The organism is Mesorhizobium loti, assembly GCA_014189435.1.
Taxonomy (GTDB): domain Bacteria; phylum Pseudomonadota; class Alphaproteobacteria; order Rhizobiales; family Rhizobiaceae; genus Mesorhizobium; species Mesorhizobium loti_G.
On the sequence record CP050293.1, the window covers coordinates 3126553 to 3139312 of the forward strand.

General features: G+C 59.5%; 11 protein-coding genes and 2 tRNA genes. 9 read left to right on the forward strand and 4 right to left on the reverse strand.

Going from position 1 to position 12760, the window contains the following annotated elements; all coding sequences use genetic code 11:
• Window positions 1-42 precede the first annotated feature (42 nt).
• Window positions 43-1272: an amidohydrolase gene (locus HB777_15365; protein QND65136.1), complete on the reverse strand. Its 1230-nt coding sequence runs from the start codon at window positions 1270-1272 to the stop codon at window positions 43-45.
• Window positions 1259-2437 (reverse strand): M24 family metallopeptidase, encoded by a 1179-nt coding sequence (locus tag HB777_15370; GenBank protein QND65137.1) that lies wholly within the window; start codon window positions 2435-2437, stop codon window positions 1259-1261. The genes HB777_15365 and HB777_15370 overlap by 14 nt, the downstream gene beginning before the upstream one ends.
• Before the next feature lie 224 nt (window positions 2438-2661).
• On the opposite strand from HB777_15370, the gene HB777_15375 reads away from it, so the two are divergent.
• The 7 genes from HB777_15375 to HB777_15405 all read left to right on the forward strand — a co-directional run bounded on the left by HB777_15375 (window position 2662) and on the right by HB777_15405 (window position 9412).
• Window positions 2662-3828 (forward strand): ROK family transcriptional regulator, encoded by a 1167-nt coding sequence (locus tag HB777_15375; GenBank protein QND65138.1) that lies wholly within the window; start codon window positions 2662-2664, stop codon window positions 3826-3828.
• Window positions 3825-4589 carry a sugar ABC transporter ATP-binding protein gene (locus HB777_15380; protein QND65139.1) on the forward strand — a complete coding sequence of 255 codons (765 nt, stop codon included), beginning with the start codon at window positions 3825-3827 and terminating at the stop codon, window positions 4587-4589. Before HB777_15375 ends, HB777_15380 begins: the two co-directional genes overlap by 4 nt.
• 39 nt (window positions 4590-4628) lie before the next feature.
• Window positions 4629-5669 (forward strand): sugar ABC transporter substrate-binding protein, encoded by a 1041-nt coding sequence (locus tag HB777_15385; protein ID QND65140.1) that lies wholly within the window; start codon window positions 4629-4631, stop codon window positions 5667-5669.
• Window positions 5670-5819: 150 nt separating this feature from the next.
• Window positions 5820-6815, forward strand: a complete 996-nt coding sequence (locus HB777_15390; protein ID QND65141.1) for an ABC transporter permease — start codon at window positions 5820-5822, stop codon at window positions 6813-6815.
• A gap of 13 nt (window positions 6816-6828) precedes the next feature.
• Window positions 6829-7599, forward strand: coding sequence for an SDR family oxidoreductase (locus HB777_15395; GenBank protein ID QND65142.1), 771 nt, complete (start codon window positions 6829-6831; stop codon window positions 7597-7599).
• A 183-nt stretch (window positions 7600-7782) separates the two neighbouring features.
• Window positions 7783-8004 carry a hypothetical protein gene (locus HB777_15400; GenBank protein ID QND65143.1) on the forward strand — a complete coding sequence of 74 codons (222 nt, stop codon included), beginning with the start codon at window positions 7783-7785 and terminating at the stop codon, window positions 8002-8004.
• 184 nt (window positions 8005-8188) lie between these two features.
• On the forward strand, window positions 8189-9412 hold the full coding sequence (locus tag HB777_15405) for a hypothetical protein (GenBank protein ID QND65144.1): 1224 nt from the start codon (window positions 8189-8191) through the stop codon (window positions 9410-9412).
• Window positions 9413-9783: 371 nt separating this feature from the next.
• Here the strand turns inward: HB777_15405 and HB777_15410 are convergent, their stop codons facing one another.
• Window positions 9784-10884, reverse strand: coding sequence for a hypothetical protein (locus tag HB777_15410; protein QND65145.1), 1101 nt, complete (start codon window positions 10882-10884; stop codon window positions 9784-9786).
• Window positions 10885-11471: 587 nt separating this feature from the next.
• A tRNA-Val gene (locus tag HB777_15415) sits at window positions 11472-11547 on the reverse strand.
• A gap of 216 nt (window positions 11548-11763) precedes the next feature.
• Here HB777_15415 and HB777_15420 point away from each other — a divergent pair.
• Both HB777_15420 and HB777_15425 read left to right on the forward strand, forming a co-directional pair.
• Window positions 11764-11840 (forward strand) — tRNA-Asp (locus HB777_15420).
• 360 nt (window positions 11841-12200) lie between these two features.
• The gene (locus HB777_15425) at window positions 12201-12746 is read left to right on the forward strand and encodes a hypothetical protein (GenBank protein ID QND65146.1); all 546 of its coding nucleotides are present in this window, start codon (window positions 12201-12203) and stop codon (window positions 12744-12746) included.
• Window positions 12747-12760 lie beyond the last annotated feature (14 nt).

The following is a 12760-nucleotide window of genomic DNA, read 5'->3' on the forward strand; positions in this document are numbered from 1 at the left end:
GTGCTCCTGGCCGATGTGGCCGATGACCATCATGACGACTGACTAAGGCGCTCCTGTCGACAGAAACGAGATGGCGGCCGAAACCAATGTGGCCGCACCGACTTTCAAGGCCGCTTCATCGACGCGAAACCTGGCATGGTGAAGCGGAAACACCGATCCGACCGCTTCGTTGCGGATGCCGAGCCGGAAATAGACCGACGGGCGTTTCTCGCTGTAGTAGCCAAAGTCGTCCGCGATGGTCCAGCCAGGCGTGTTGAGAACATTGTCGGCGCCGATGCAGGCCTTGCCACTGGCGACAATCAGCTCGGTCATCTCGACATCGTTGACGACGCCGGGTTCGCCCTTGTGGATGTCGACCTGCACACTCGCGCCATGGGCCGTCGCTATTGCCTCCAATATCGCACGAACGCGCCGCCATGCCCGCTCGCGGGTGGCGTCGCTGCCGCTGCGGATGGTCCCTTTCAGCGCGACCTTGCCGGCGATCACATTGTAGGCGTTGCCGCCGTTGATGCCCGTGACGGAAATGACCAGGGGATCGTAGGGGTCGATCTCGCGCGAAACGATCTTCTGCAATTCGCTCACCATGGAGCACGCCACGGCAATCGCATCGACGCCCTCATACGGCTTTGCCGCATGCGCGGCCGAACCGGTGACGACAACGTCAAATGTATCGCAGGCCAGAGTGTACGGGCCGGAACTCACGGCGATCTTGCCGGACGGCGTGTACGGATCGACGTGAACGCAGATGGCGGCGTCGATGTCGTCGAGAAGCCCCTCTTCCACAACCCGTCGTCCGCCCGACGGTTCGTCCTCCTCGGCCGGCTGGAAGATCAGGCGGACGGTTCCGCCGAAACTGTCCCTTGATTGGTGAAGGTGCGCGGCAACCGCGAAGGCCATCGATGCGTGGGCGTCGTGGCCGCAGGCATGCATCACACCGGGATTGATCGATGCATAATCGACACCGGACTCTTCCTCGATCGGCAAGGCATCGATGTCGGCCCGGATGGCCAGCTTTCGATTCGACGGCTTGCCGGTGCCGACAATGTCGACGGCCAGGCCAAAGCCGGCGACATCGCGAATGTCGGCAATTCCCTGACCGGCCAGCATCTGCCTGAGATAACGCTGCGTGTTGGCTTCGCGGTTCGAAAGCTCCGGATTGCGGTGCAGATGGCGGCGGATCTCGATCATCCGGTCGAGAATTCCGGCATCGATATCGATCGTGCCGGGGATCGCGGAACCGCTTGCCATCACCGGACCCTCAGGGTTTGACATGGATTTCTCGCGGGAACCTCGTCAGCGTCTCATTGCCGGTTTCGGTGACCAGGATGGTCTCGCTGATCTCGATGCCCCAGCCGTCCATCCACATGCCAAGGATGGAATGCACGACGTTGCCCGGCTCAAGCACAGTCTTGTCGCCCGGCCTGAGGCTGATCGTGTGTTCGCCCCAATCCGCCGGATAGGCGACACCGATGGAGTAGCCGATGCGCGACTCCTTCTTCAGTCCGTAGCGCTGGATGACCTTGCGCCAGGCGGCTTCGACGGCTTCGGCTGATGTTCCCGGCCTGACCGCATCGAGCACCGCATCCATACCCTCGATCACCGCCTTTGCCGTATCCCTGACATTTGTCGGCGTTTTGCCGAGTTGCAGGGTTCTCGCCAGCCCGGCGGCATAGCGGCGACAGACACCGGCAAGCTCGAGCGCAATCGTCTCGTTGTCCCCGAACCGCCTGTCGCTCCACATGATGTGCGGCGCGGAAGCGTTCTCGCCGCCGAGAATAGTTGGCGGCAGCGCGGTGATGTCGCCGGCGAAATCAGGGCTGCCGGCGATCTGCGCCGCCTGGATGGCGGCAATGGCGTCGCACTCGCGCACGCCTGGCGCGATCACCTCGAAGGCCCGCGTGACGGCAGCCTCGGCGAGCGTCGACGCCTTGCGCAAATAGGCGATCTCGGGCGCCGATTTGACCGCTCGGATCCAGTTCACCAGCAGATCGGCATCATGCCATTTTGCGTTGGGAAGTCCCGCGACAAGCCTGGCATGTGCTTTTGGAGAGAAATAATAGGCTTCGAGTTCGATGCCGATGTGTCTGACACCCCAGCCTTTCGCGACGATCCAGTTCGCGATCCAGTCCATGGGATGGCGATCGACACGCTGAACGTGATCTTCCGGGAAGCCAACCACGTTTTCTGGCTTCATCCAGGCTGTCAGAAGACCGCCGGCCGCATCCATGGCGCGCCCGATCCAGACCGGCTCGACGTCTTCGACTGGAACGAGCACCACCTGCGGCGTGTAGAATGACCAGCCATCATAGCCGGTGATGTAGTGCTGGTTGGCAACGTCGTTGACAACAAGGAGCTCGAGACCGCGCCTGGCCATCTCGGCGCGGATCTTGCGCAGCCGCTGTTGGTACTCGTCGCGGGCAAACGGCAATTCGATCATCTTTGCTCCATGCTTTGTCGGATCAACGGTCGCGGGGTTGGCTCACCATTGAAGGGGTTTCGACATGGCGGCAATCAGCCAGGGCGGCGCGTAGGCAGGTCCTGAGCAGGATGCGTCCTTTCACGGCCTTCCCCGGATTCGGGTTTCGCCACCATTTATTTTTGAATTCCATTTGACTGAATAAATAAGCGGTGCCAAGTTACCCACTCCAGGGGGCGCACGTCATGGCACTGCGGGGGACCAATCAGGAGTTCGGGCGGCCGTACAACCGGCGCATCGTGCTTGAGTCCATCCGCCTGCATGGACCGATCGCCCGCGGCGAGATCGCAAGGCGTGTCGGGCTCACCGTCCAGACGGTGTCGACCATCGTTCGCGAACTGGAAGACCAGGGCTACATCCTGTCGCTGCGCGAGGAGCCGAAGGGGCGCGGCCTGCCCCCGGCGACCCTGCGCATCAACCCCGAGGGCGGCTATGCCGTCGGCGTCCACATCACCCCGCTCGGCATCAGCGCCGCCTTGATCAATCTGAGCGGCGACGTGATCGAGAGCAACTATCGCGAAGCTCCGAACGCGGCGCCGGACCATGCCTTCGACCTGATCGGGGCGATGGTGATCGAATTGACCAGGCTGCGGGCTGGCGGACGGGTGCTGGGCGTCGGTCTGGCCCTACCCGGACCGTTCGGCGTCGAATCCATGAGTTTTGTCGGCCCGACCACCATGACCGGCTGGAAGGATGTGGCGCTGCGCGAGCGGCTGGCGGCCTCGACCGGGTTGCCGGCCTTCTTTGAAACCGACATGGCGGCAGCGGCCATGGGCGAGCGCCTCTACGGCCTCGGCGCCCAGTTTTCCGAATACTACTATCTCTATTTCGGCGTCGGCCTTGGCGGTGTCATGGTTCATGACGGCGGCGCGTTGCGTGGTGCCTGGGGCAATGCCGGCGAGATCGGACACATTCCCGTCGTTCCCGGCGGCGAGGCTTGCCCGTGCGGCAACAGCGGCTGTCTCGAAAGATACCTTTCGCTCGAGGCGCTCCGGCGCTGGAACGGCAGCGAGGCCGATTGGGTGGCTGAAGTCGGCCCGATCTTCCACAATGCCGTCGCCATCATCGAGAACCTGTTCGACCCGGAGACGGTCATCCTCGGCGGGCTGGCATCCCCCGATCTGCTCGAAATGCTGGCTGGTTCGGCCGGAGGCCTGCACAACTCGGTTTCCGCACGGAAGGACCGCACGACGCCTCGAATTCTCGTCGCGCGCGGCGGGCAGCATTCGGTGTTGCGCGGCGCTGCCGCCCTTGCGGTTTCGGGGGTGCTGTCACCCCGCTTCGGGCAGATGTTCGCTGCCGAACGCGAGCGCGAGCGCGACCTTCTCAAGGCCAGGGAGATTGCGGCATGAACGAACCCCTGCTGGTGCTCGACAACGTCACCAAGAACTATGGCGCGATCGAAGCGCTCAAGGGGATCAGCTTTTCGATCGGCAAGGGCGAGGTCGTGGCGCTGCTGGGCGACAACGGCGCCGGCAAATCGACGCTGGTCAAGATCATCGCTGGTGGGCTGGAGCCGACCTCGGGCCGCATGCTGTTCGAAGGCAAGGAATTCCTTGCCCGGTCGCCCGCCGAGGCCAAGGCGGCGGGCATCGAGACCGTCTACCAGGACCTGTCGCTGTGCACCAATGTCGACGTGGTCGCCAATTTCTTCATGGGCCGTGAGATCACCCGGAAGTTTCTTGGCATTCCCGTGCTCGACGAGCGCGCCATGGAAGCCGTCGTCGGAAAGGCGCTGGCCAGTGCCGGCACCCGCATTCCCTCGCTGCGCGCCAATGTCGAGCACCTTTCCGGCGGCCAGCGGCAAGCCATCGAGCTCAACCGCTTCGTGCATTGGGGCGGCAAGCTGGTGCTGCTCGACGAACCGTTCGCAGCCCTTGGCGTCGAACAGACGCGGCGCGGTCTCGACATGATCCGCCAGGTGGCGAACCAGGGCATCGGCGTCGTCATCATCACTCACATCATGCAGCAGGCCTTCCAGGTCGCCGACCGGATCGTGGTGATCCGGCAAGGCGTCGTGGCCGGCGATGTCGCACGCAACAAAACAAGTCCCGACGCGGTGATCAACATGATCACCGGTGAGACGCTTGCCGGTGCCGGACCGACAGGCTGAGGGACAAAAGAGGGGTCCGGCTTAAGAGGAGCGAACGACATGAAGCGAATACTTCTTGCTGTCTTCGGTATCCTTGCACTGGCCTTTGCCACGCTCACGCCGGCATTCGCCCAGTCCAAGGGTATCGTCTACTACATCGTGCCGACCCTTCTGGACGAGTTCCAGACCGGCTCGGTGAGCGCGCTGGAACTGTTCCTGAAGCAGACCGGCTACGAGATGAAGACGCTGAACGCCGACAACAAGACCGACGCCCAGCAATCACAGATGAACGACGTCATCGCGCTGAAGCCGGCGGCGATCATCCTTGCCGCCGTCGATTTCAATGCACTGAAGCCGTCCATCGAAGCCGCCCGCGCGGCCGGCATCCCGGTGGTCGAGTTCGACCGCCAGATCACGTCGACGCTATCCGACTTCACCTCGGTCGCAGGAACGGTCGAGATCGGCTATGTCGCCGCGGACCAGGCCGAGAAGTTGCTGAAAGCAAAGAACGGCTCGGTGAAGGGCAAGGTGCTGCAGGTGCTCGGCGATCCGGGCGACCCCTACACGCTCGACATCCAGAAGGGCTTTGAAGAGAAGATGAAGGCGTTTCCGGACGTCAAGATCATCTCGCTTCCGGCCATGCAGTGGGAAGCCAGCAATGCCGGCACCATCGTTGCCGACCAGATGCTGGCCAACCCGGACATCGACCTGATCTTCAGCCATGCCGCGCACCTTTCGGTCGCTGCCGTCGCCTCGCTCGAGGCCGCCGGCAAGAAGCCGGGCGACGTCATGCTGATGAGCTCGAACGGCGCTCCGGTCGGCCTCGACCTGATCCGCAAGGGCTGGCTCAACGTCGAAGTCGAGCAGCCGCTCTACGCGCAGGCCGCCGCTGTCGCCATGTTCATGGACAAGATCGCCAAGAAGGAAGAGATCAAGCCCGGCGAATACGACGTGCTCGGCCTGAAATCGACCGTGACCAAGGAAGCCTGGGGCCCGAACATCAAGATCCCCGGTGCCGCGATCAGCAAGGAAAACGTCGACAACCCGGCCTTCTGGGGCAACCAGAAGCCGCCGACGGACACCGTCAAGCCGGTCGAATAGTCATTTGAAAGCGCTCCGGGCCGTAGCGGCCCGGAGCCTGCCCTTTCACAACGCCGCGTCCGAAGGGACGCCGTGGCGAATTTGAATCCGCGCCTTATCCTTGCGAAAATCAGCTTGATTTTCGGGGTCATGCGCCAACCGGATCAGCTCATGAACCCGCGCACACGCAAAGCCCTGGAGTTCGTTCTCGACAACCTCGTCTGGTTCATGCTGCTGTTCGTGCTGGTGGTGTTTTCCATCTTCGTCCCGAACTATTTCCAGCTCGGCATCTTCGCCAACATCATCGAGGCGTCGAGCGTGCTTGGCGTGATGTCGATCGGCCTGGCGCTGGTCATCATCGCCGGTCACATGGACCTGTCGGTCGAATCCGTCGCAGCACTCAGCGCCATGGCGGTCGGCATCCTGTTCTGCTCGTCGGGCATCGGCATGGGTGTGCAGTTGCACCCCGAATGGCTGATGGTTCCGGTGTCGCTGCTGCTGGCGCTGGCCGTGGGCGGCCTCATCGGCGCCTTCAACGGCTATCTGGTGGTGCGGGTGAAGATGAGCGCCTTCATCATCACGCTGGCGTCCTACATCTGGGTGCGTGGCCTCGTGCTGGTCGTTTCGGGCGGCCGCTCGGCGCAGGACCTGGCGCCGGCCATCCGCTGGTTCGGCATCCAGCGCCTTGTCGGCCTGCCGCTCACGGCCTGGATCGCGGTTGGCTGCTTCGTCGTCTTCTCGCTGATCATGGCCAAGACGCCATTCGGACGGCATCTCGTGATGATCGGTGGCAACGAGACGGCGACCTTCCGCGCAGGCATCCGGGTGAACCGCAATCTCATCATCGCCTTCGTTCTCGCCGGTGCCATCGCCGGCCTTGCCGGCTGGCTGCTGGCGATCCGCACCTCGGGCGCCACCGCCAATCTCGGCGTCGGCCTTCTGTTCAACGCCTTCGCCGCCGTCGTCATCGGCGGCGTCAGCCTGAAAGGCGGCGTCGGCACCCTGCCCGGCGTCTATGCCGGCGTGCTGCTGCTCTCGGCCATCAACACAGCGATCAATTTGATGGGCCTGCCGGCCAACTTCACCCAGGTGATCCATGGCCTGCTGGTGCTGGCCGCCGTGCTGCTCGACGCTTTCAAACAAACCATTCGACAGAGGCTGGCATGACAGGACGGTTCGCATGACCAATCGGCTACAAGACAAGGTGGCGCTGATCATCGGCAGCGCCCGCGGCATCGGCAAGGGCATCGCCCTGCGCTTTGCCGAGGAAGGCGCGAGGCTGGTGCTGGCCGACACAGAAGTCGAGGCCGGGCAAGCGACCGCCGACGAGTTGGGCGTCCCCTTCATCCGCACCGACATCTCGCTGATGGCCGATGCCGAGGCCGCCGTGGCGCTGGCGCTCAAACAGCATGGCCGCCTCGACATCATCGTGCAGAATGCCGGCATCTATCCCTGGCAGCTGATCGAGAACACCAGTGCCGACGACTGGGACCGCGTCATGGCGGTCAATCTGCGCGGCACCTTCAACGCCAGCCGCGCGGCCCTGGTGCCGATGAAAGCGCAAGGCTTTGGCCGCATGCTCTACACCTCGTCCATCACCGGCCCGCATGTCACCAGCCCGGGCCATGGCCACTATTCGGCCAGCAAGGCCGGCATCAACGGCTTCATCCGTGCGGCGGCACTCGAATTCTCCGGCTACGGCATCACCGTCAACGGGGTCGAGCCCGGCAACATCCTGACCGAAGCCATCGAGCTGCATCGCGGTGCTGCCTACATCAAGAACATGGAGGATTCGATCCCGCTCGGCCGCCTCGGCAGCCCGCGCGACGTCGCCAACGCCTTCCTGTTCCTCGCCTCCGACGATGCCAGCTACATCACCGGCACGACCATCATCGTCGACGGCGGCCAGCTGCTGCCGGAAGGCAATGACTTCCGGCTGTTGCCGCCGTAATCGTTGCAGGGATGGCGATGGACCGCTGAGACTCCTGACGACAAGCGAGAATGAGAGCCGTACTTCAAGCGACAGATTCATCGCCCGCGCATTAGTTGCCAATATTCCCCCACAAGTTGCAGCGGAACAACTTCGCGTCTCAAAGGTTGTTCACCAAGTGCTGATCAAGGGGGATGTTTGCTAATGGCCAACGAAATCAGAACCAGCCATATCTACCAGCGGGCTCATGCTTTGGCAGAGGGCGGTGTCCACCCAGCCGAGATCGTGGCCACATTGCTGGCCGAGGGTTATCCGGAAGCCGCCGAGCTGTTGAACTCCAAAAACATCCATGCCGACCTGCGCCGGGTTTGTGATGCGGCGGCCGATGGACAGCCAGTCACTCCACACCGTGGGCTTCGCCATTGACGTGGGCCGTGGATGGATTGTGTGATTGGAGGCGCAAGGCGATGAATTAGGCACGGCAGTGCATGGTGGCAACCTGGTTCGCTGCTACTTGCCGCTTGCGCGATCAGCTACGTTTCGTGACAGTATATCCTAAAAGCTTCCTGGGCATTTGAGCCCATGGTGACAAGTGGCCTTTGGGGGAAACATGCCTATCAAGTCTACAGACGGCGGATATCCGGTAAGGTTCAGTGTTCCTAACCAGCGATGGAGTAAGGTATTCCGCACTCAGGAAGATCTGCAGAAGTTCCTTACGTCCGAAATCAAGCATTGGGAGGAGCAGAACCAACCAAGGCATTTTCCGCTTCCGGCGGGACCCCAGGGACTTCAATTTCTAGACCCCCTCACAACCAGGATATTCCAAGACGCCCTAAACACCGGCCCTCATCCGGAAGAGGCACTCAAGATCGTGGAAGAGCGGGGCGCGATATTGAGCGAAGGCTTATACGGACGCCTGCTCAGCAACCTCAAGGCTGAAAAGCCCAACCTCTACCCCGGTGCTGTCGCCGCAATAGCTGTCCGCCTTGGCCCCAGCAATCCGTGGCCCGATCAAGGCAGTGGCCGTCAGCCATTTCCCTGGGCAGTGTGGCTATCCGGGCTGGGTGCGATCTTAGAGTTGGTGCCAGTGAAAGCGGCCAAGACTGAGGCGGAGCAATTGGCTAGCGTTGTGTCCGATGCGCTCGCTCATCGAGACGAGGCGGAGGAGATGAAGCGCGGTTTTGAAACTTGGCGCGAGAAAACCCAAACCGATACCGGCGCCGATATCAACAAATTCCGTCAAAGCTCTGCCGATGCCGTCAAATTTGCGCAAGCGCAGCTAGCTCAGGCCCTAGCCGACTCCAATGCTCGTATACTGGAACTTGAGGACAAGGTGCGAAATCGCCTCGTTCTAGAGGCACCGACAAGTTATTGGTCGAAGAAGGCAAACGACCACGTCAAAATAGCTTTCGGGTTCGGGGCGCTATTCCTGCTCGGCTTGGGATTCGGAACATTCTGGCTCACACATTATGGTGTTGACCTAGTAGCAAACGCTCATCAGCGTATTGTCGGGAACGTTCAAGACCCAGGTCTGCTCGCGCTAGTGCCGCTTGCTTTCATAACGCTCCCCACACTGGCTTTCGCATGGTTATTGCGGCACGTCAGCCGGGTTATTGTCCAGAACCTTGCGCTAGGTGCCGACGCCCGCCTCCGAGGAACAATCGCTGCGACCTATAGCGCTCTTACTGCAGATCAAGCCGCAACGCCGGCTGAGTTGGCAATTGTCTTCAATGCGTTGTTCCGCCCGGTGGACGGGAGTACTCACTCTGAGATCGCCCCCCCAATTTGTCAGACCTTTTGGAGATGGCCGGAAAGAAGTAGGGACCACAATTAATCATCACGGTCTAAAATACGCCTTTCCCATCGGCCACGCACATATTGGGTCATACTGCTGCCAGCCTGTTCGGTTTTGCGGCATATCGATCAAAAACCAGTAGGGGGAATGGAATTTGAAAAAATCTCAAGGGGTTCATTAGCGCAGCAGGCTATTGTGGCGATGGTGTTAGCACTGATCGCTTATCTGCCTCGCCATCTCCCACACTAAGTCCTGCGCAAATTCTGTGCGAAAATCTATCATTTGGTCGGGTTAACAAAAATCACTGCCTTGGCATATGGACTAAAAGAAATACTTCAATAAGCCAAATATTACTGCGACTAAAGTGGTTATAGCCCAAGGAACAATCTTACTCGAACTGAAATCTTTCACTATCCAGTTTCTGCTTGGCCTCGTAACGCTGTAAACGTTTTCCATATAATCCAGAGCGTCGTACCCTCCCCCTTAATAGAAATATAGTACTCCTCCTTAGCCTCACTTTCTGAAGTGTGCGTCTTCTCTAACGATCCAACCGATCTCTCTAGAGAAAACTCTTCAGCCAGTATCCTCCAGGTATTAGTACCAGTAACTGTCTTCGGGATGTTTGCTTTTTCACTTAGAAACGGCGTACATAGGAAAAGTAAAAACTCAGCTCTTTCCCGGTTGTCTGTGCGAATTTCCCGGTATTTCTCAACGAACTTTTGAAGCGCAAGAGCGTACTCGAGAAAACGAAATCTGCGAACGTGTTCCCGCTTGATATCACGCGCCAGATCGCCTCCTTCAGCCGGATATGTCGTTATGACACCCTGCTTGCTTATCAAGGAAAGAACTGATTTTGCGTATTTTACGTCCATTTCCTTATTTTTATCGAATATTTTCTTTACTAAATAGTCGCTCGCGTGATCGAAATGTTTATTGTTTATCAAAAGCCCCACGATTTTGTCTTTTGAATTGTCCCTCCAGGTCTCGAAATCGTTCTCTCCTACGGGCGCAGGCATCAACATTGCAGGCTTTGCTGAATAGGAGTTGGATGTCGGATAACCGCTCAATTGACCTGTGCTGATAATCCCAATTAGACAGTCCACCACCGTCGACACGAACGGATGGTTAGCAAGGTCACGATCGCTGAAGAAATCTTCCGTTGACTTTCCAATATCTTCAACCAGATGCACTTCGACGCATAGCGTGCCAGGTCGATAAAAACGCAAATTGAAATTGTAGTGCCTAGACTTTGAACCAGTTGAATCTTGTATCGTGAGCTGGGAACTTCGTCCAACAACCTTGCCGTCGGTTTCTCGATTTATCTTGCGGCTAATTTCTTGCCAGACTTCAATATATGGCTTGATCACCCACGGTCGATACGCGCGTTCAGACACAATTCCGAGGGGTTTCAAAAAGCCCGGATTTGGCTCAACAGAAGCCAAATCGCTCTTGAGCAATCGGTCTTCGAGATCCGGCCCCACCCAAGCCAAAACGATCCAAGAATATTGCATCTGAAGGCTCACAAAAGGTGTGGGCGGCGGGGATCGAACCCACTGCAACCGCCCCTACCCTCAGGCGCCCACTCAAAGGTTTTTGGATTCCGTTAGGCGGAGGTAGATCATATTGGTTTCACGAGCAAGTCTGTTGGGATTAGCGGCGAAGTTTGCTCACGCGGTCATTAGCCGGGTTGACACTTCTCCAGCATATCGCCCGCTTCGAAGCCTGTGGTGACGTAACGGCTTGCGCGAGGAACTTGTTCAAAAACGATGCCGTAGCTTTGCTAAAGGTTGTCACTGTCGATCGGGACCAGCGTGCCCTGGATCGCGGGTGTGTTGAGCGATCCGACTATCGCCAACGAACGCGTAGCAAAATCTCGCATCGACTAAAGTTTGTACGATGAATTCGTGACTCCGTTGGTTCCGGCGCACCAGCCGGTCACACTGGCGTCGCAACGCGGCGTGTCTCGATCCAATTTCGGCGGCAGAGCACCTAAACCAGGTAGGGTCGTTTGACGCCCGACAAAAGGCCGCAATGTGCGCAAACAACGGACTACCAGCGTTTTTGGGAACTGGAGGAGCGCTACTCTCTTTGGTTGGAATGGTGGGCGATGACGGGCTCGAACCGCCGACATCTTCGGTGTAAACGAAGCGCTCTACCAACTGAGCTAATCGCCCGCTCCGGGCCGGACCTTTAAGCGGTCGAGATCGGCTTCGCAAGGCCAAATGAGCGAACGACGCCCTGGTTGGACGCCGGTTTTGCCAACAAAACGCCGGCTGTCAAAAAACCTTCTCCTGTTTGCTGTTATGCTGTCCTGTCACGCTTGACACCCGGTGGCGAACCCCTTATCCAGCGCCCCAACGACGAACACGGCTGACACGTGTTCGCCATGCGCGGGTGTAGCTCAGTTGGTTAGAGTGCCGGCCTGTCACGCCGGAGGTCGCGGGTTCGAGCCCCGTCACTCGCGCCATTTCTCTCAAGGGTATCAAGCCCTTGGCACAAGGGAAATGTCGACATGAATTGTCAAAGTCCACTTTCAGAAATGAAGTGTCGAGGGGCGGCCTTTTCGCCTGGTCGCCAGCTTGGTATCCTTGCGGCCGGTGACCATTCCGTGCCAATCGCAAGGGGCCGACTGTCTTCACAGCCGGCTTCAAAAAAACCGTCATGCATGCGTGATGGTGTGGCAAACGGGACGTCACTCCAATAGGCTGAAAAGCAGCTCCTGAACCGACTCGGTCTGGGTTGAGCCGCGTTTGGTCTTGCGAATTCCGCTTGCGGATTTGCCCACAAAGCGCTCGATTCATTTCGCAGTTAGCGGAGCTGCACCAGTATGCGGTCTGAACGGCATGGAGGACTTATAGTGTCAATCGCACCAAACATTCCTATGCGCACGATATTCACGCTCATTTACCTGGGTGCCGTAACGACGGTCGCCACAGCCCTTTTCCCGGCGACCGCGTCGGCCGACCGGCTGCAACGATGCGCGCGCGAGGGCGGCGTCTGCCGTCTGCCGTATCCCGCCGAGGTGGTCTATGGCGCCCAGGGCCAAACAACCTCGCGCTATTTCGAGCGAAACGCGGTACCTTGCTCAAATCGCGTTTTTGGCGACCCCGCACCGAACAGGCCAAAATCGTGTTTCATTGTCATCCGCGACCGGGACCAGTCGGATGACGATTACGACGCGCCGCCCCGCGAGAGGTGGGCGGTCTGTGCCGACGAAGGCGAATTCTGCGACTTCGATGGCCGCAAGGTGGTCAGATTCGGGGCGCGCGGCCGATTCACGCAGGACGTGTTCCGCAATGGCGTCCAATGCGACAACGATACATTCGGCGATCCCGCGCCTGATCAAAGAAAGCGCTGCTACATCAGGCAGTAAGTGGTCAGGCCATC